Origin of the sequence: Cyclobacterium xiamenense, assembly GCF_900109255.1 — a bacterium.
Taxonomy (GTDB): Bacteria; Bacteroidota; Bacteroidia; order Cytophagales; family Cyclobacteriaceae; genus Cyclobacterium; species Cyclobacterium xiamenense.
Genome location: NZ_FNZH01000004.1, coordinates 552,352 through 572,891, shown reverse-complemented (window position 1 = coordinate 572,891; position 20,540 = coordinate 552,352). Strand labels below are relative to the sequence as shown.

Annotated in this window: 14 protein-coding genes and 1 pseudogene; 8 read left to right on the top strand and 7 right to left on the bottom strand. The window is 47.5% G+C overall.

Annotation, left to right across the window (positions count from 1 at the left end; translation table 11 throughout):
• Positions 1-508: 508 nt before the first annotated feature.
• The 4 genes from BMW71_RS15835 to BMW71_RS15820 form a co-directional block, all read right to left on the bottom strand.
• On the bottom strand, positions 509-1,255 hold the full coding sequence (locus tag BMW71_RS15835) for a hypothetical protein (RefSeq protein ID WP_092176019.1): 747 nt from the start codon (positions 1,253-1,255) through the stop codon (positions 509-511).
• Positions 1,256-1,352: 97 nt separating this feature from the next.
• On the bottom strand, positions 1,353-2,066 hold the full coding sequence (locus BMW71_RS15830) for a hypothetical protein (RefSeq protein WP_143057642.1): 714 nt from the start codon (positions 2,064-2,066) through the stop codon (positions 1,353-1,355).
• A gap of 2 nt (positions 2,067-2,068) precedes the next feature.
• Positions 2,069-3,211 carry a serine hydrolase domain-containing protein gene (locus BMW71_RS15825; protein ID WP_092176014.1) on the bottom strand — a complete coding sequence of 381 codons (1,143 nt, stop codon included), beginning with the start codon at positions 3,209-3,211 and terminating at the stop codon, positions 2,069-2,071.
• Positions 3,212-3,310: 99 nt separating this feature from the next.
• Complete coding sequence (locus BMW71_RS15820) at positions 3,311-4,105, bottom strand: LytTR family DNA-binding domain-containing protein (protein ID WP_092176011.1); 795 nt, start codon at positions 4,103-4,105, stop codon at positions 3,311-3,313.
• A gap of 328 nt (positions 4,106-4,433) precedes the next feature.
• Here BMW71_RS15820 and BMW71_RS15815 point away from each other — a divergent pair, with 328 nt between their 5' ends.
• Complete coding sequence (locus BMW71_RS15815; protein WP_092176009.1) at positions 4,434-7,931, top strand: VCBS repeat-containing protein; 3,498 nt, start codon at positions 4,434-4,436, stop codon at positions 7,929-7,931.
• Here BMW71_RS15815 and BMW71_RS15810 read toward each other — a convergent pair.
• The 3 genes from BMW71_RS15810 to BMW71_RS15800 are packed head-to-tail and all read right to left on the bottom strand — an operon-like array spanning position 7,910 to position 12,854.
• Positions 7,910-8,311, bottom strand: a complete 402-nt coding sequence (locus BMW71_RS15810) for a hypothetical protein (protein WP_092176006.1) — start codon at positions 8,309-8,311, stop codon at positions 7,910-7,912. The two genes, BMW71_RS15815 and BMW71_RS15810, sit on opposite strands and share 22 nt — an antisense overlap.
• The gene (locus BMW71_RS15805; RefSeq protein ID WP_092176003.1) at positions 8,311-9,744 is read right to left on the bottom strand and encodes a RagB/SusD family nutrient uptake outer membrane protein; all 1,434 of its coding nucleotides are present in this window, start codon (positions 9,742-9,744) and stop codon (positions 8,311-8,313) included. The genes BMW71_RS15810 and BMW71_RS15805 overlap by 1 nt, the downstream gene beginning before the upstream one ends.
• Positions 9,745-9,752: 8 nt before the next feature.
• Entirely contained in the window at positions 9,753-12,854 is a 3,102-nt protein-coding gene (locus BMW71_RS15800) for a SusC/RagA family TonB-linked outer membrane protein (protein WP_092176001.1), read from the bottom strand.
• Between the two features lie 926 nt (positions 12,855-13,780).
• On the opposite strand from BMW71_RS15800, the gene BMW71_RS15790 reads away from it, so the two are divergent.
• From BMW71_RS15790 to BMW71_RS24135, 7 genes and pseudogenes are all read left to right on the top strand, one after another.
• Entirely contained in the window at positions 13,781-15,121 is a 1,341-nt protein-coding gene (locus BMW71_RS15790) for a sulfatase-like hydrolase/transferase (protein WP_177179670.1), read from the top strand.
• A gap of 397 nt (positions 15,122-15,518) precedes the next feature.
• Entirely contained in the window at positions 15,519-16,199 is a 681-nt protein-coding gene (locus BMW71_RS15780) for a porin family protein (RefSeq protein WP_092175989.1), read from the top strand.
• Between the two features lie 337 nt (positions 16,200-16,536).
• Positions 16,537-16,859: pseudogene (locus BMW71_RS15770) on the top strand (type I restriction endonuclease subunit R); the annotation flags it as partial.
• Between the two features lie 17 nt (positions 16,860-16,876).
• Positions 16,877-17,302: an IS200/IS605 family transposase gene (tnpA, locus tag BMW71_RS15765; protein ID WP_394333698.1), complete on the top strand. Its 426-nt coding sequence runs from the start codon at positions 16,877-16,879 to the stop codon at positions 17,300-17,302.
• Between the two features lie 914 nt (positions 17,303-18,216).
• Positions 18,217-19,263, top strand: coding sequence for a DUF4221 family protein (locus BMW71_RS15755; RefSeq protein ID WP_244891196.1), 1,047 nt, complete (start codon positions 18,217-18,219; stop codon positions 19,261-19,263).
• 300 nt (positions 19,264-19,563) lie between these two features.
• Positions 19,564-19,809 (top strand): ribbon-helix-helix domain-containing protein, encoded by a 246-nt coding sequence (locus BMW71_RS15750; RefSeq protein ID WP_092176156.1) that lies wholly within the window; start codon positions 19,564-19,566, stop codon positions 19,807-19,809.
• Positions 19,806-20,078, top strand: coding sequence for a type II toxin-antitoxin system RelE/ParE family toxin (locus tag BMW71_RS24135; RefSeq protein WP_092175975.1), 273 nt, complete (start codon positions 19,806-19,808; stop codon positions 20,076-20,078). The genes BMW71_RS15750 and BMW71_RS24135 overlap by 4 nt, the downstream gene beginning before the upstream one ends.
• Positions 20,079-20,540: the final 462 nt, after the last annotated feature.

The window sequence follows — 20,540 nt, the reverse complement described above, 5'->3', positions numbered from 1 at the left end:
AAATGGCCTGTACTGCGTTCCTGCCAACTTTACCCCGGATGCGGTGTGGCCGGTATCTTCCGGGCGTCTGCCACACTTTGTCACAGGTACAAACGTAACTACCTGTTTTACACATCATGATTTGCTTTCTCGAGGCTTCATCACTGGTTTATTTTCATTCAGCTCCATCTGCACTTACCTACGGGGATCACTGTCCCCGTTTTTCCTTATCCGCTCACCACACCAGCATTTCCGCTAAATGCAGCGCAAGGCGATTTGATGGCTGCCCCGGCAGGCCGCCATCGGAGGGCCTCTCTATTGGTTGCCCACTAGTCCTCCATCCATTTCAAAGCATTCTGCCCCTAGGGGCTGATTCAAGTCACACACGGTCTCGACTTTGCGTAGTGCGGGATTAAAAAGCACATCACTTTCTGTTTAGCCGTATGTTTGTTAATATTCATTTACTATCAATTTAGCACAAACCCCCGCATTACGTATAGCTTTTGTTTTGCGGTCGGCTTTTTCATTTTTAGAATACTGTGTTTTCTTCCTTCCATTCACCATTGTCAAAACTCGAAAATATCGCTGCGTCCAAAAGACAAGGATAAACATCAGCTTTCTCACAAAGCTCTTGGATTCCGTCCGAAACAAAATGATAATATCCTTTGTCTCCAAGTGGAGAAGAAGTCAATGCTACTGGAAAACCAAAATCATTTAACCAAGTCGTTATTCTTGAGTCAATCGGGATTTCATATTTCGTAAGTCCAAGTGCTTGAAGAAAGTTTCTAGCCTGTTTGGGTCCAAATCCGTCAAAATCATTGGCTAAATTGTCGGCAACCTTTCTCTCATCACTTTTTGAATCTGCGATTTTTAGCTTTTCAAGTTCTTTTATTATGTTCCAATTTCTATTAACAATTTGCCTGTAGTTTGAAGCAAAAAAAGAACCAATCCTGTTCACATATCTTGTCAGACCATTTTGTCGTAAAGTACCCTTTATAAATTCTTCCACATTGCTGGCGGTTGTCAATTTTTCAATCGTTATAGGAAATGGGTCAAGTCTTAGAAATTGTCCAACCGTGGAATTTGGCCCCGAACGTTGTTGTGAAGTCAGAAGGCACATAATCATTATCTTTACGATAGAGTCCTTATCAATCACAATATTTTGCTTTTCAACATTTCTTAATTGTCTGGCTCGTAAAAAGGCGTTTTGGTTGTCCGTTAATACCTTTTTTACTTTATCAATGTCAGCTTGTGATATGTTCCAATTAATGTTCAATGTTGTCTTTTTTTAGCTGCCGCACAACGTTTTGGCTATGCGCAGTATCCCGAAGGGTATTGCGTATAGGTTTTGTTGTAGAGCGTTTTTATAGACTTTAAAATGTATTTCGCCTTACATATTTCCGTTCAATATTACGATTGGTATCGGAAATTCCCACCATCAATAATTCTTTTTCGTTCACCTCTATTCTCCAACTTTCGGCAATTTTTCCTTCTGTATGAGGTAGTAAAGTTATTTCAGACCTATGACCGTGAATGTGCCAATAACCTGTGAAAATCTCACCTTCTGAATTTCGATTGCGATAAATTCTATCCCAACGAATATGTAAATAGTGTTTTCCATTAGGGTCAAACTGATCCAAAATAGATACTCCATCTTTTGTAATTGACTCAATCCCCCAAACTCCCTTTAGAAAATCAGCTGGAGACATAGGTAGCTCATTTACAGGCTTTAAAGTCACTTTTACTGGCATTCCGTCTTCTTCTCTTTCCCAATACATATACTCTTTATCAAAAGACACTTTAAAGGCACCAGCTTCATCCTTTATTCCAAGGGGATCATTACTGCCGAATGTGCTTTTTCCAGCGTCATATTCCCAAGTCCCATCGTAATTTTTTAGCCATCCATTTCCAGATTCGGTTGTTCCGTCTTCTTTGAAGCGAAACCACTTTGCTACTGGAGTCATATTTTCTTCTCCGACATCCACATTTATGGCTTCCCATAGTCCTATCATTCTGGATTTTTGACCATATGATGATTGGGTTAAAAATATTGATGAGATTATAAATAATTGAAGAATGTATTTCATGATTAAATATTTAAAAGATTTACAATTTGTTGTGCTAGTTGTATTTCATCGGTTCTATTACCCACATTGCTCAAAAAACTGATTACGTATTCACCTCTATTGATATTTATGAGCATTGCTTTGTAGCCCTCAGTACTGCCGCCATGGATGATGTAGGGTTTTTTGGTGCCTAAATCGACCATTCTACTTTTATTTTCACCGTCTATTACCACCCAGCCATAACCGTAGCTAAAACTTGCATCTATTTCGGCTTGGTGGTTTTGCTGCATCAAGTTTAAGGACTCTGCTGCTAGCCAACCTGGGTTATCCATTGCTTGCGCCCACCTGTTGAGGTCAGAAGCTGTAGAGAATACTCTCCTGCCAAGGCTCAAATCAATGAATAGATTTTGATGCCACTGTCCAGTTTCGTCTTGGTAGTTGTATGCATTTGCCAGTTTTGATATTACTACCTCGTTTTCACTTTCGGAAACAGTATTTTTCAAACCCAAGGGGAGTGCCAGTTTTTCTTCCAAAATCTTACTGAACGGCTTTTGGTAGGTTTCCTCCAATATGATTGGCAATAAATGATAAGCAAAGTTGCTGTAGTAAAATTGCTGGCCCGGAGTGTTAATAGGCTCAATCTTACTGATGAAGTCAACGTAATCCTCGTTGGTAAATCGCAGACGTTTGAAGGGTAAAAATTGATTAAGCTTCAAATCTTCAGCTACACCCTCATAATCGGGCAAGCCTGAACTATGGCTTAGCATATGATGCAGGGTAATTTCAGGGTGAAAACTTCCTTCGTAAGAAAAACCTGAAAGTAAATCAACCAGATTGTCTTCCAAATTCAGCCTTCCTTCTTCAGCCGCTTTTAAAACAAGTGCGGCAATTATCGATTTATTTACCGAAGCGATATCAAGCTTTACATCTTTATCAAAGGGAATGTTCCAGCCTCTATTTGCTAGTCCAAAATAGTTTTCATAGACCGTCTCACCACTGTGCGTAATGACAACACCACCATGGAACAAATCTTGGCTATGGTGAGCGTTGAATAGGGAATCAAACTTTTGATTGTACAGAGGCGCAATTTCCTTTTTTTTGTTTTGACACCCGTTACTTAGAAATAGAAACATCACTAAGGAAAGTGCCGTTATCATTTTCATCATTAGCTTACTTTTTTGCAAACATAAACCTTCAAAAAGCCTTTTGAGAAGTGCTATAACGGTTTAGGGATGAAAATTCACGATGAGGGATGAAAAGAATAGCTAGTCAAGAAAGTGTTTTTGAAATTGCTTTGATACGGGTAAGCTCGTCCCATTCATTTCTACAAATACTTTTGTTTTGAGTTGCTTTACCGCTTGAATGTTACGGCTATTCAACAAATAACTTCTGTGGATTCGCTTTACTTCAGGATATGCATTTAACTCTTGCTCCAAGACTTTTAATGGCTTGCGAATGAGGTGTTGCATACTCTTACTATTTGAAGTATAGAAAATCGTAATATAGTTTTCAGAAGAATTGGCGTACATAAAGTCCTGCAACCTAACCTTCAATTGGTCTTTATCATTTTCAGATTGAAACAATAAGTATTCTTCCTTAATGATGTTGGGTTTTATAAGTGCTATTAAGACTAAGTAAAAAGATAATGGCAGTGCCATCAAAAGCGGAAATTCTTTCACTATAAGCAGGTAGGCTTCAACGTTCCACTCCTGCCAATTCCAAAAGAAATTGAATAAGAGAAATATAAGTTGGCTGCCGATAATCAATAACCCTATATACCAAATTATTGAATGGCTGAGCCTAGTAATATTCAATTTTGGCTTCATCCAAGTTTCGAAAGCAGTCAGGTACATAAAGGTTAGTACCCCAAAACTTATACTTCTGAAAAGATGGGAATGGCCCGAATATGATATCCCTTTTTGAATACCATAAGCTCCGAAAAAAAATAAAAAGTAGAAAACAGAAAAGCCTGAGATAAGGCCAAGAGCCAAAGGAAATAGTCTGTAGAAATGTTTTTTTGTAAATGTCTTTACCATTGACCTTGAAAACACCTTATCCATTTTAAATCATCTTTTATATTCGGGAGTTTATTCGCTTTTAATGCTCTACAACTCGTATATATACCTGACTGAGTCAGGGTTATGGATCCATATTTGGGTGGATAACCCTTATAAAATCACCTTTTTTATCAGGAGATAATACTACTAAAAATTTCACTAAAAAGCCCAAAAAAGCTACCACTATCCCGTAAAAAACAGGTACGGGCACCCCAAACAAAACCCAGCCAGCAGCCAAACCGTCGTTTTCACAAAAAATTAACCCCCTCGCTTCCCATTCCCTGACCAAATTCGGTATCTTTATTCCACTAATTTGATCACCCTGCGCTCCATGAAACAATTCCTCGTACCGGTAATGATGGCCCTGCTTTTGGGGTTTTCCTGCCGGGAACCCCAGCTGCTCTCGGAAATCCCCGCTTCCCACTCGGGTGTGGATTTCCAAAATACGCTGCGCGAAGACGAGTTTATGAACATCCTTACCTTCGAATATTTCTACAACGGCGCCGGTGTGGCCGTGGCGGATTTTAACGGGGACGGGCTAGACGACCTCTTCTTTACCTCCAATATGGGGAACTCGGAGCTCTATATCAATACAGGGGATTTTACCTTCGAAAATCGCACGGCTTCCTCGGGAATCACTACCCAGGGAAAATGGGCTACCGGCGTCAGCATCGTCGATATCAACCAGGATGGCCTGCGGGACATCTATATTTGTTTTTCGGGGCCCTACGGTTCCCCCCAACGCGCCAACGAATTGTACGTCAATCAGGGCGACCTGACCTTTATCGAAATGGCGGAAAGCTACGGACTGGCGGACCGGGGATTCAGTACGCAAGCGGCCTTTTTTGACTTCGACCGGGACGGGGACCTGGACTTGTACCTGCTCAACAACATGACCGATGAAACGGGTCCCAATATCATCCGCCCAAAACGGCTTCAGGGGGAAATGCTCAACACGGACAAGCTGTACCGCAACAACGGGGACCAAACCTTTACGGATATTTCCACCGAAGCAGGCATCACCATCGAAGGCTACGGACTGGGGGTAGCCATCACGGATAGCAACCGGGACGGATGGCCGGATATCTATGTCAGCAACGACTACCTGTCCAACGACCTGCTCTACCTCAACCAACAAGACGGTACCTTTACAAATGTGGCGGGAAAGGCCTTTCCCCATACCAGCTATTCTTCCATGGGAACGGACGTGGCGGATTTCAACAACGACGGACTCCCCGACATCCTCAGCGTGGACATGCTGCCCCCGGATACCTACCGGCAAAAGCTGATGTTCGGAAAAACCGGCAACGACCGCTACCTGTCCGAACTCAAGACTGGCTACGAACCGCAACTGATGCGCAATACCTTGCAGCTGCACCGGGGCACCACTACGGAAAACCTACCCCTGTTTTCGGACATTGCCCCGATGGCAGGCGTCAGCGCTACCGACTGGAGCTGGGCCCCTTTATGGGTGGACCTGGACAACGATGGATGGAAGGACCTGCTAATCACCAACGGCTATCCCCGCGACATTACCAACCGGGATTTTGTGGACTACCGATCAAATTTTGCGCGGCTTAGCAGCCGGGAAATCAGCGAAGCCCTCAAAAACCTGGAGGGGGCGCATATCCCTAATTTTATCTTCCAAAACCGCCGGGACCTTACCTTCCGGGATGTAGGCGTTGACTGGGGCATGGCACAGCCCTCCTACTCCAGCGGGGCTGCCTATGCCGACCTAAACAATGACGGCGCCCTGGACCTGATCGTTACCAATACCTACGCAAACGCCGCCATTTACCAAAACAATGCCGGGAAAAAGGGCGCTCGCTTTCTGCAGCTCCAGCTAACCGGCAAGCGTCCCAATATCCAGGCGCTTGGAGCAAAGGTGTACCTATGGACGGATTCCCTGCAGCAGTTTCACGAGCAGTATTTAACCCGGGGCTACCAATCCTCGGTGTCCGAAACGATTCATTTTGGCCTGGGAACGGCCGAAACCGTGGATTCCCTACTCGTCGTCTGGCCAAACGGGGAGCACAGCCGGCTGACGGACATTCCCGCCAACCAAACCCTGGAACTGGATCAGGAAGCCGCTACCCCCGCTTCCAAGGAACCCGTCGGACCGCTTGCTGCGACCCCTACCCTTCGCCCGAAATCGGCACCGCAACTCCCGGTGTTTGCCCACGAAGAACGGTACTACGCGGATTTTAATCTGCAGCCCATGCTGCCCCACAAGCATTCCCAACTGGGCCCCGGAGCCGCTGTGGCGGACCTAAATGGGGACGGGTTGGAAGACCTGTATGTCGGAGGTGCCCACGGACAGACCGGGCAGCTTTTTATCCAAACCCCGGAAGGAAGTTTTGACCGCCGCTCCCTGCCGGAAGCGGATGCGGTGTACGAAGACATGGGCGCACTATTCTTCGATGCAGACGGGGACGGCGATCAGGACCTGTACCTGGTTTCGGGGGGAAACGAATTCAAACCCGGATCGCCCTATTACCAGGACCGGCTGTACCTAAACGATGGAAACGGTGAATTCCTCCGTGCGGAGGGATCACTGCCGGAAAATCCGGTAAGCGGTTCCTGTGTGATTGCCGGCGATTTTGACGCCGACGGGGACCTGGACTTGTTTATCGGAGGGCGACTGGCGCCCAATGACTATCCCCTTCCCGGAACCTCTCAATTGCTGCTCAACGAAGGGGGGAAATTCCGGGACGTAACAAAGGAGCGCGCGCCCGGACTGGCATCCATCGGCATGGTTACCGCGGCACTTTGGTCGGATTATAACAACGACGGTTGGCTGGATTTATGGCTAGTGGGGGAATGGATGGAAGTCACGCTTTTTGAAAATCAACAGGGAAAACTGGTTCGCAAACCTGGGGAAAAGGGATTGGCAAACAGCGCCGGCTGGTGGAACAGCATCACTGGGGCCGACTTGAATGGAGACGGACGCACCGATTACATCCTCGGCAACCTGGGACACAATAGCCGCTATCAGGCGCGGGAGGGCGAGCCGCTGCAGATCCACTGGGCGGATTTTGACGCCAATGGCAGTCGGGAGGCGATTATTTCGGAGGTACGGGACGGCAAGCGCGTCCCCCTGCATCCCCGGGACGATTTGTTTCAACAGCTGCCCTCCTTACGAAAAACCTACCCCAGCTACCAGGACTATGCGCGGGCAGATTTGGCCTCCCTGATTGCTGCCACGGGTGTAAGCGAACCGCAGCAGTTGTCCGCTGATCGATTCGCCTCCGGCATCCTCTTGAATACCGAAGAAGGTTTTCACTGGCTGCCGCTGCCAAACGAGGCACAGCTGGCCCCGGTTTATGGAGCCCTGGCTTCGGATTTTGACGGGGATGGACATACGGACCTTTTCTTAACGGGAAACAATCACCAGGCCGAAGCCATCAACGGTCCCTACGATGCCTCCTACGGGCTGCTGCTGCACGGCGACGGCAAGGGGAGCTTTACCTGTCCCCCACAATCGCCCTGGATCTCGGGGGACCACCGGGGATTGACCCATCTGCGGGTAGAGAGCCAGGGGAAAAACCTGGCCGTAGCCCTGAAAAACGATGCCCCCACGACCTGGCTGGATATCTTTCCGGACACACCTTCGGATTTTTCTCCACCAAACGTCGATCGGGCTGCCTATGTGGAGCTTCATTACCGATCGGGAAGGGTACGAAAAAAGGAATGCTACCGGGGAGCCGGGTACCTGACCCAACAACCCACTAGCATTCCCTATGAAAAAGAATTGATTCGCATCGACTACTTTGATCTGCAGGGAAATCGGCTTACCTCCTACCCCGTTCAATCAAATTTAGAGAAATAGCGAATCTCGAATCGATTTTGGTTGCCCCCCTTGAAGAGGGGCTGTTTTTCCGCGCGAAGCACCAGGTGATTCCGGTCCAATGCCAGAATCTCGTAGGTACTACTCGGTACCCCGGCTTCGTCCAGGTAAACTAATTGATTGCCTTCCAGCTCGTAAGCATTGGAAATAAAGGACCCTTGCGCCAGGGTACGGGTTTCTCCGCTTGGGAGAAACTCGTAGATCTCTTCCTGGTGCCAGCCGCCACTGCTGAAACTAAACTGGTTGTAATGGTAATACGCGGAGTCCAACTTCCATTTGCCCAGCAGCTGCTCCCCGGGAGTCCGGGTACAAGCAGCCATTGTTCCCAGGCCAAGGAGGAAGAAAAACGCAATTCGTTCCATCAATACCCGGGGTTTTGGGTCAACACACCGTTACTCAGATCAATTTCCCGTTGCGGAATGGCAAACAGATAATGCTTGGGCCGTTCGAAGGTTCGGGGTGGCTTCAAGGGACCCAGGTCTTTCTGATAGATGGCCACAATGTCCACGATGCCGGCCCGATCCCAGCGGATCAGGTCCTGATGGCGCTGGTTTTCACCGGCTAGTTCCACCCGGCGCTCGTGAATCAGGTGTTCCATGGTGGCATTGGTCAACGGGGCTCTACCGGACCGCTGCCGCACCGCGTTGATCTCGGCATCTCCGTTTTGTCCGGAGCGTATTTTCGCTTCCGCAACGATCAGGTACACGTCTGCCGTACGCAAAATGGGGTTATTGTGACTCATATTTAACCCGCCCTGTGGTCTCCAGGAACTGTATTTTCGAAAGTGGTAACCTGTCGAGGACAGGTCCTCGGTATAGGGTGTCAGCCCCCGGCTACCGCCCAGGTCCACCATGTCTCCGGGTTTGTAGACAGTGTAATCCAAGCGGGGATCCCCCTCTTCAAATTCATCGATCAAATCCTGCACCGGCTCGTGGAAATCCCATCCGCCCCAGGGTCTGGGAGTGGAATAGATCACGTGGTTATTTTCCCGCCAGCCTTGCAAACTTTGCACCGCAAACAGCATCTCGGGGTTGTTCTGAGTTTCCACCCGGAAGTTATCCCCAAAGTCATCGGCCAATGGATACGGACCATCCAGCACCTGCTGCCCGACCTGTATGGCGCCGGCAAAATTCTCCTGATACAGGTACAACTTTGCCAGCAATCCCCGGGCAGAGCCTTTGTGTGCCCGGCCCAAATCATCCGGACCGTGGGATTCCGGCAATAGGTCGGCAGCCGTGCTCAAGTCCGCCGCGATCTGCGCCTGCATTTCTTCCATGGTGGCCTTGGGTTTGTTGTACTCGTTGGCCAGTACATCTGCCTCCAAAATCAAGGGAGTGCCCCCATAAATGACCATCAACCGCCAGTACATAAAGCCGCGCAGAAAGTGTGCCTCGCCTAGTGTACGGTTTTTCAGGCTTTGGTCCATGGATATATCGGGTACGTTGATCAAGACCGCATTGGCGCGGGAAATGACCTCGTACTTGTGCCGCCAGCTGTAGTACAACTGGGGATTTCCTGCATCGAAGGTAAAGGACTCGATGGCCTGATCTTCGCCATGGTCACCGGCGCGAAATTGGTCGTCGGAAGGAATATCGAAGGTATGCTCGGCATGCCCGTAGAAATCATGCGTCACCAGGGGCTCGTACATGGCATTGGCTGCGGCGATGGCATCGTCCGCATTTCTCCAAAACTGGGAAGACGTCGATTGCCCATAAGGCACTGTCTCCAGAATGGAATCGTCACAGGCGCCTAGCAGCACCCCGGAAAGTAGTAGGTATAAAATCGTCTTTTTCATGGCTTGACTTAAAATGTAATGGTGGTACCGATGGTCCAGCTTCTGGCCTGGGGATATTGGGCAAAATCGGCATTCAACTGTAGGTTTCCGTCCGTATAGCCGAGTTCGGGGTCCATGCCGGAATAGCCGGTGAGGATGAATACGTTCTGACCGGTGACGTAAAACCGGGCCCTTGTGACCCCGATACGTGAGGTCAGCATTTCAGGCAAGGTATAGCCCAGCACCATGTTTTTGAGCCGGAAGAAATCGCCCCGCTCAAGGAACATATCCGAGGTGCGGTGATTGAGGTTGTCTCGCTTGGTGGTCATGCGGGGAATTTCATTGGTGCTTCCCTGACCGGTCCATCGATTGATGGTCTCGGCGTACATGTTGAACGGATAGGTGGGATCGATTCCCTGCATGCGGTCGGCATTGTAGATATCAAAACCTGCATTGCCCAGGAAAAACAAACTCAGGTCAAAATTTCCATAGCCCAGTTCGGCGTTCAGCCCGTAGACCACCTTGGGATGCGGATTGCCGATGACTTCCCGGTCGGTTTCGTCGATCAATCCGTCGTTATTCAGGTCGATAAAGCGTACGTCTCCGGGCTGAATCAAGCCGGCGGTCCTTCGGGGATCGTTGGCGATATTCGCATCGCTTTGGATCTCCTCGTTACTTTGATAAATGCCGTCTGCCCGCCAGCCATAAAAGCTGGCAATCGGAAAGCCTTCGTAGGTTCGGGACAACTCCTGGCTGGACCGGCCGTACAGCCGGGAACCGATGAAATTCCCGTCCGCTAGCTGGGTAACTTCGTTTTGGATAAAGGAAGCATTTCCACTAACGGAGTAGAACAACTTGCCCTTGGTTTCCCGGAATAGCAACTCCATTTCCAGACCCTGATTTCGCAGTTCCCCAATGTTTTGGTTGGGAATCTGAGCGGTGCCGATGCTACCAATGGTGGGCGGCGCAATCAGCATGTCCTTGGTGTTTTTGATAAAATAGTTGAAGTTGGCCAATAAGCGATTTTCCAGAAATCCGATATCCAGGCCAAAATTGGTCATTTGAGCGGATTCCCAGGTGATGTTCAGGTTGGGTATTCGGGTTTGGGCGGCACCAACCGTCTGGTTGCCGCCAAAGGAATACCTGCGTCCCGAACTGATGAGGGCCAGGTACTGCAGACCGGGCACGTTTTGGTTACCCAGGCTTCCCCAGCCCCCGGTTACTTTCAAATTGGAAATAAAGCCGATGTTCTGAAAAAAGTCTTCTTCGGATACCCTCCAGCCCAGGGAGAATGCCGGGAAGTACCCCCAGCGGTTGCCCGGTGCAAATTTGGAGGAGCCATCGCTTCGAAAGGTAGCTGTAACCAGGTAGCGCTCGTCGTAATCGTAGGCTACCCGACCAAAATAGGAGGCCAGGGCATCGTACGATTTCCCCCCGTTGATGGAATTCAGGGTTTGCCCCACATCCAAAAACCGCTGATCAAAAGACTCGTCGATAAAGTCCAGTTTGCTGGCGCTGAACCCATCTGAGTTAAAGGTCTGCGTGGTATACCCACCGACAAAATTCACCTTGTGCAGGTCGGCAAACACCTTGTCGTAGGATACAAAGTACTCGGCAAGTACGGAGTAATACTCGTTGTAACTTCTAGAAAGGGAGTTTCGGGGGTTAGCACGTATCTGGTCGTTGACGATGATGTTAAAATTAGAGCCGTCGCTGATGGCCCCTTCCAGGCCAAAATTCGCCCGCACTTTCAAGCCCTCCAGCAATTCGTATTCCGCCTGCACGTTACCGAGCAGCTTGTGGCTGGTATTGTTGTTATCCAGGTTTTCCTGGGTAAAAATGGGGTTGTTGATATCGCCAAACTCGCCGGAAATCTGGGAGGAGCTATAGCTTCCGTCCGGATTCTGAACGGGCAATCCGGGATGAAAGCGAATGGCACTCCACAAAACGCCCGTTTGGGCGGAAAGGGTATTGGGACTGACCTGGTCGATGGAAACCAATTGCAGGTTTTGCCCGATTTTGAACCGGTCGTTTATTTTGTGGTCGGAGTTCAGCCGAAAACTCAACCGCCTGAAATTGGAATTGGTTATCATCCCTTTCTCCTCAAAATAACCTCCGGAAAGCATAAAGGAGGAGTTTTTGTTGCCGCCGGTAAGGGTCAAATCCACGTTTTGCGTGGTTCCCTGTCCCAGCAGCTCTTCCTGCCAATTGGTTTGTTGGGTTTGGTAGGCGGGGTTTTCCCAGATGGGGTTGATGGCCAGGCCGTCGTTGGTATACCGTTCCCGCTTGAGCAAAGCCAAATCGGGGGCTTCCAGCACATCGATGGTCTTGATGGCATTCGATACGCCCGTGTAGCCGTTGAGCTCAAATTTCAGCGGTTGGTCAAAATCACCACGTTTGGTGGTCACGATCACCACGCCGTTGGCAGCCCGGGTACCGTAAATGGCCGAAGCGGAAGCATCTTTCAGAATCTCAATCGATTCGATGTTGTTGGGGTTCACGTCGTTCAGGTTTCCGCCCGGCACGCCGTCAATGATGATCAGGGGATCGGCATTGTTTAAGGTACCCGTCCCCCGGATACGGATGGACCCTTGATTTCCGGGAGCACCACCGTTCCGAACCACGTTCACTCCGGCAGCTCTGCCTTGCAGGGCCTGGGCAGCGCCGGAAACGGGTAAATTCTGAATGGCCGTTCCCTTGACGGACGAAACGGCCCCGGTAACGTCCCGTTTTTCCTGGGTACCGTAGCCCACCACCAGCACTTCGGTCAGGGAGGTCTCGTCAGGGGTCATTTGAATGGTAAATTCGGTTTGGTTTCCCACCTGAATGGTCTGTGTGGCGTAGCCAATAAACGAAACGACCAGGGTCGCATCGTCGGGTACCGTGAGGGAAAAGTTTCCATCGATATCGGAAACGGTACCTGCACTGCTTCCGGTCACCGTCACAGTGGCGCCGGGCAAGGGCTGTCCCGTCTCATCTAAAATGGTGCCCCGTATGGTTACATCGCGGACTGCTTCTCCATTCGCCGCAGAAACGGCGGGCAGGGGAAGACATACCGCAAGCAGAGCTAGCAGCTGAAATGCAAACAGGCAACGTCGCATTGCCCGTTCGATTGGTAGGGTTTTATTCATGTGTTTGTAAGGGTAAAGAACTGAAACATTGGTTTTAGAGAAATTGATTTAGGAAATTAAGTAATTGATACACTGTTTTTTACAGGCTAATCGTCGCGTTTTTGATTTCTTTTACCTGGCGGAAAAATCCCGCAAGGTGGATCCTTGGAGTATTTTCCAGAATGAATACTCTTTATTAGGCCGAATAGACTAAGCTTAATTCATTCGTTGTATTGGCTGCGACGGGCGCAACCTGCCTTCACCACAAACATCTTCATTAATCCCGGCGATTGACCTCAGGCCAGGGATTTTACCTGACCCCAAGGAAGAAACCAGTAACCCTTCTTGCTGGAGAAAACCCTTCTTCTTCCTCCATTGGGCTACAGTCAACCTCCCCTTCTCCTCCCTGCCAGCAACCACCTCACTTCTGCAAAACCTTTGCAATGGAGCGATGAATTTACAATTAAATTTTGTAAAAAAGCCTTCCCAAGCACCTTTAAATTGAAATTTAACGGTTGATTAATTAAAAATATTTATGATAATAATTTATTAAAGTAAAAAATTAGGAGTATTATCGAGAAATTCTAACTACCAGGGAAAGCTGCCCGGCCTACTGAGCCGACCGATCGGAATGGTTGCAGCAGTGCTCCTAAAAATCGCGCAAGTTTTACACGGTGGATAGTGGCGGTTTCGGGTAGTCGCGGCCCGTCCGGGTATTTAGGCGATACTGGATTTGCAGAGGTGTAGTTACCATCGGTAAAGGGCGTCCTATAATGGGCATTTCCCGGCCGACTTTAACGGCGTCGTTTCTTTGCCGCTTTCTTTTTGATGCCGGTTATTTCTTGCGAAATGATTCGGCCGCATCCGCTCCAAGGATTCATTTAGGACGGGGAGTTGTTCCGGTAATTCATAAAAAGTTCTTTCTTTGTAAAAAAACCAAACCCAACATGAACCGCCCTCTCCTTCTTTTCGGTATGCTTCTTTTCGCATCGGCCAGGCTCTCCCCGGCTCAAACTGTTCAGCAAGAGCGGCCCAACATCCTGGTAATCGTCCCGGACGATCTGGGATGGTCCGATGTGGGGTACCAGGGATCGGAAATCCGCACGCCCAACATTGATCGGCTGGCCCGAAACGGGAAGATTCTGGAGCAATTTTACGTCATGCCTACCTGTACCCCTACCCGGGTCAGCCTGATGACCGGAAAATTTCCCAGCCGGTTCGGCGTATTGGCTCCCGCTTACGGAGAAGTGATCGACTTGGGAGCACCCACCCTGCCCTCCCTGCTGCAGGAAGCGGGCTATTCTACCGCCATCGTAGGGAAATGGCACATGGGTTCGCCTCCCTATACCCCGCTGAAATACGGATTTGATCAGTCGTACGGGTACTTTGACGGACAGATTGATCCCTATACCCACGAATACAAAACAGAAACCCAACTAACCGACCGAAAATCCTGGCATCGAAACGACCGGTACCTGGAGGAAGAAGGCCACGTCACGGACTTGTTGACGGCAGAGGCTGTCCGCTTCATCCGGGAAAGGCGGGAAAACCCCTTTTTCCTGTACCTGGCCCATCACGTGCCGCACTATCCTCTGGAAGAACCCGAGGAATACCTCGACCTGTATGCGGATAAACCGACCATGCACCCTTCCCGAAAACTATTTGCAGCCAGCGTCTCCCACCTGGACGAAGGAATCGGCAAAATCCTGCAGGCCCTCGAGGAAACCGGACAACGGGAAAACACGTTGATCTTGTTTCTCAGCGATAATGGGGGACAAAAAAGCTGGAGCAGCACCGAGCAATACCGGGGAAAATATGCGGATAAACCCCATCGCGTTTTGGGAAATAATTTTCCGCTCAGGGGCTGGAAAGGAGACCTCTACGAAGGAGGTATCCGTGTTCCCGGTATTGTTAACTGGCCGGGCCGGCTGCCGGCCGGAAAAATCAGTACCCCCATCCATATGAGTGACTGGCTCCCTACCTTGTTGGAAGTATCCGGCACGGCCCCGCAAGCGGAAAACACTTGGGACGGAGCCTCTGTTTGGAAGTACCTGGCAGGCCTGCTGGAAAAACCGGCAAGCCCCCGTTCCTTTTACTGGAAGATAAAGGGAGCCTCCGCCGTGCGGCAGGGTGATTGGAAATTGATCGTACGGGACAACGGACAGCGGGAATTGTACCAGCTAAAAGACGATTTTCGGGAAGGCCGGGACCTGTCCGGGCAGCATCCGGAAATGGTAACCCTCCTCATGGCCCTGTTGGAAAACTACCGGAAGGACGATCGAAACTAGTCTACGCTACGGATGCAACAGGCCAGCCTGGCCAACCGTTTGTAATTTTTTGCAGCCTGCTTGGTTGATAGCCCATGCCATTGCCAAATCCGGCGTGGAAAAGCGCTCCCCCCCGGCGGGTACGTTGACCGGTTTTCTCCCATGTATAACCCAACCGAGCGTAGCTCCCGGGAGCCCTGGATTTTTCGGGAATAGCGAAAAGAAAGACGCAGCTAAACCGCTTGGAGGGAATGTTTTGCCTACACGTATCCCCACGGATCCGGCTGCCAACCCAACGTTTTTTATACACCCATTAAATATGTATTTTTTATATTTTTATTTACAATATTTTACTAATATAAAAGAATTATATTTGCTATGTTAATAAATCTTATAATTATTATAACGAAGCAACGTCATGAAAAAATCCCCATATTTTCGCCTAGTCATTAGCCTAACGCTCCTGATAGTGACCGTACTGGCGAGTACCAACAGCAGTTCTGCACAGAACAACAACCCCGGGCCCAAGTTTGGTATCAAGGGAGGGTTGAATCTATCCCAACTTTACGTGGAACAACCCGACGTAGAGGATGAAAACATGAAGGCAGGTATACACTTCGGGGTATTTGGTAAAATCCCAATCAACATTTTTGTGGCGGTACAGCCGGAAGTTTTGTACACCAATATGGGGTCCAAGGTTTCTTACGGGGGTTCCGATTTTGAAAACCGATTCGGTATCGAGACCGGTGAGATTCGGTTTAACCAGAATTACATACAGGTACCCATTGCATTGGCAGTAAATGTAGGACCACTGAATATTCACGCGGGTCCGTACCTAAGCTACCTGCTGTCGGCAAATGTCAAGAACTGGAATTCCTCCGAACTGAGCCCAAACGTCGTGCAGCAATTGGATACCAAAGATTTTAACCGAGTAGACTTCGGACTGGTAGTGGGCGTTGGATTTGATATTAAAAACGTCAATGTAGGAGCGCGTTACAATTACGGCCTTAGGGAAGTGGGAAATACCAATTTGGCCGGAAACCTAACCAATAACTCCAAAAATGGCGTAGGGCAGATCTACTTGGGTTTTGGTTTTTAATCGATCCTGACTTTTTCTGTCGACCATGCTTTTCTGAAAAGCATGGTTTTTTTTATGGCTTTACCGCCCGTGAAAAGCGGTCCTGGACCACCTGAAACATAAGCCAGCCAGGTATTTTTCACCCCCTTGATTCCTACAAGTCGGCACGGCAAACTTTCTACAAGGCTATTGCGGCTGATGGCCAAAAAATCCAGGTCTCCAGCAAGGAAAAAAGACCGAGATGATGTACACTAGATGGGATAATACAATCAATTTACAAGACATTCCAACAATTAGATTTTCTTTTTAGCGATTAACTAATATCTCTAGACCTGTAACCAATGGTGCATTTTTTACGATGTATAAAAAAAGCCTATCCGAACGGGACATTTGCACGAAGTTCATCACGCCTGCGCTGAAAAAGGCAGGGTGGGATATTCACAAGCAGGTCCGTGAAGAAGTTTTTTTTACTGATGGCCGAATCATTGCGCAGGGTTCCCTTCATACCCGGGGAACAAGAAAAAGAGCCGATTACATCCTTTATTACAAAAACAACATTACGCTGGCCATCATTGAGGCCAAGATTACAAAAAAGGGGTAGGTTCTGGCATGCAGCAAGCCTTGGAATATGCAGAAATTCTCCAACTGCTGTTTGTCTTTAGCTCGAATGGTGATTTGTTTACTAATTTGAATGTATTATGTGTACATTTTCACAAATTTATATTCAGGTGATATTCGCTGTTAAAGGGCGAACCAGTTTGATTGGTGCGTCGTGGGAGGAAGAATTGTATAAATACATCACCGGAATAATCACCAACAAGGGTCAAAAACTACTTGCAATTAACGGCATGCCGGACCATATTCATATCCTAATCGGAATGAAGCCCGCATGCTGCCTGTCCGATCTTGTGAGGGAGGTTAAAAAGGCATCCAATGCTTTTGTCAAAGAAAAGAAATTTGTGAAGTACAAGTTTGAATGGCAGGAAGATTATGGGGCATTTTCTTATTCCCATTCCGCTTTGTACAATGTAATTGCCTATATCCAAAACCAAAAAGAGCATCACAAGAAAATAACATCCAAGCAAGAGTATATCGGGTTTTTGAAAAAATTTGAAGTAGAATAGGATGAAAAGTATTTGTTTAAATGGATAGATGATGCGTACCATTAATTTGTTTACCGTCATTTACTAATCAAACGGATTAGGTAATAAACCAGACCTCGGAGAGGTCACATGTTTATAGATAGCATTTACGTTCAGCGAAATGCGACCCCGACGGGGTCGAACCAATCGATGCAAAAATTTCTATAAACATGTCATCCCTTCGGGATGAAAAATTCAATCAATATCATTGACTGCCCTTTCATCGTTCGTCTGTCCGTTGATTTCCCTGCCGACATTCTTTTTGTTCTTACCACCCCATTGTCTAAAGAAGAAAGCAACTTGGAATTGTCCGCCGGAAAAAGGAAAGAACACAGACCCGGAATGGGTCAAATGTTTATAAAGAAGAAGTCGGGATAGAACGATACGACCCCCTCGGAGTCGAATAAGGCGACAACTATCATCAAAGAGACGTACCTGGGTCAATATCAAAAAAAAACACCGACCCACGTTTTCCTTACCATCAAAATTTGGCTTTGCGAAAATATATCCGATAAATTGAGTTTTGTGAGAAATACGGTCAATTGATTCCTTTGGTCCATTTATGGACCTCATGACACATGGTCTATTCAACACTGGCTTTATTTTCCTAATAATTATTTGGGACAGGGTGCCGCCACTTCGATATACTCCATTGAGGTCTTGGAAAAAAGAGTTAAAATACGTCAATAAATATGTGATAAGACTATAATTTTAAATATATTTAAACTCCTGTTTTCCAGATTTTAAGAAGGATATTCGCCCGTAAAATGAATCCTAGTTGTTGACCGCAATCAATCCAAACCAATGAAAACTCCTGTACTTGTATTCAGTCTACTTATTCTTTTAGGCTGCTCAGAAAAAAAAAAACCGAGCCAGCGGCCCATGTTGATTTTTTATTGACACAGGATACGGTGGTCATTGATCCACAAGGCAGCATCATCAACCTGAAATACGGTCTTACCCACCCCGAGCTTTCCGCCGATGGTAACTACCTGTATCACTATAACTATGGCGAGGCCAGGTTTGATAAGGTCAATCTGACCGATTTGCTATTGGAGGAGACCCTCCATTATGAAAAGGAAGGCCCCGATGGAATGGGAGGATACATAGGCGGCTATGCATTGACCGGCAACGACCAGGTAATGGTCTGGTCCAATCGACTCAATGCCTTATTTGATCAGGAGGGCAAGAAAGTCAGGGACCTAAAGTTGACCAGAATTGCCTCGGAAATAGAGGGTCCGGAAACATTTCCCATACGCTTGATGGAGCATCCCAGTGATCCGAATACGTTTTATGGCCTGTACGGCAAGTGGCTGGACCACCAATTTTTTCTTATCCGGTTTGACCTAGAAACTGAGTCGTATGAAAAAATACCGTTGCCCGAGACCAGGAAGCTCAACGACTACCGGATGGAAATCGAACACGAGGGAAAACCCGCAGGAGGGTTCAGCCCAAAACCTATAGCACACGCGATCCAGGACAACAAAATCGTGATCACCAACGGCGCATTCAATGAAGCCTATGTGTACGATATCCGGTTGGATTCCCTGTACCTGAAAACCTGGGAAAGTCAGCTTACACCTAACCAAAATGAATACAAACTCCCAAAAACGGTGGAACTGCTGCAGGCGGAAGAACATTACATGAATTTCAATGAGTCGATTTATTTTTTACCTCCTAAATGGGACCCGGTATCTCAGCGTTACATCCGGCTATCGTTCACAACCCAATTTTCCGAAAACCTGGACGAATACGGAGAAGCAATCGAAACCGGCGCAGAAGTTTACCTCACCGTTTTGGACAAGGATTTAACGATGCTCGGTGAGACGTATCTGGAGCATTACCCTAAAAATCCAAGCCAACACTTTTTCACGGATAACAAAATCTGGTTGTACGAAAATATGGATGATGAATTGGGCTTCGTGAGGATTCGTCTAGACTGAAATACCGGATGGTTGTTTTACTTTACAAGATGAGGAGCCCTACATTTTGTAGACCTTTTACTTTTGTGGCTAGTTTTTAGCCATTGCAAATGACCTTTTAACAATTGCGTTGCTGAAGTATGTTCTCAAAATAGAAGGGTGTCGTGGATGCTACGCCCTGCGGGTGGTATCAACGAATGGAGCCCATGTATAGAAATTGCTCATTTAATGCGCATTTGCGGACCATACCAATTTCTGGTCTTAATCGGAAAACTTGCTTAAACAGGTTAAATGGTGTATTTTTACACCAAAATTGACGTAATGGCTAGACAAACAATAACAGTAAATGAGCCAAATGACCGTTGGATGAAGGAAAAAATTCAAGACAACGAATATGCTAGTAAAAGCGAGCTGATCAATGACTTGATCCGAAGGCAAAGAGAACATGAAGAACAACGAAATTGGTTACGTGCTGAACTAATTAAGGGAGAGGAAAGTGGATATTCCTCGAAATCAATGTCAGAGGTGTTGGAAGAGGCCAAGAAGCGAGCTAAAAATCGGCAATGAAGTTTGTACTGACACGTCAGGCTGAAGAAGATCTTATTGAAATTTATTTATATGGATTAAATGAATTCGGACCCATACAAGCTGAAAAATACCACAACTCACTGAAAAAGGCCTTTGAGCGAATCGCCGAAAACCATAAGATGTTTCCCTTGGCACTCAATATTCGTGAAGGATACGGGTACTGTGTCCACATTTCCCACACCATTTTTTTCACAGTGTCAGATCAGGTACGAATAGTAAGAATCATAGGCAGACAGAAATTCCCTTAATTTATTTTGGATTCTTTTTCACCCTCGACGTTGTTTGAGGTGTTAATCAACTATTATCTTAAAAAGACTTCAACCTCGAAGCTTGTTTATAAATCATTCCTCAATTTTTTTTTTCATTGCAAATGACCATTCGACGATTGCGTCACTCAAGTATGTTCTCAAAATAGAAGGGTGTCGTGGATGCAATACCCAGCGGGGATTTCCGTCCGATAATCCCTTGCTTAAACCATCAGACAAAAGGGGAATTGGATACGTGCGGTTTACCGATAACGGTATGCACGAGTAGTTTTTTCATTCCGTTTAAATGGTAGCTATTTTGCATTAATTGGGTAAACGTCTAGTCGATTTACATGCCCTAGTGGACCGCCAGCGTTTTCTGGTAGTGTAACTAAATCCCTCCGCCGCGGCGGAGGGAAAGGGGGATTTTCAGGCACAGATTTTCCAACCCGATTCGGAGCGATT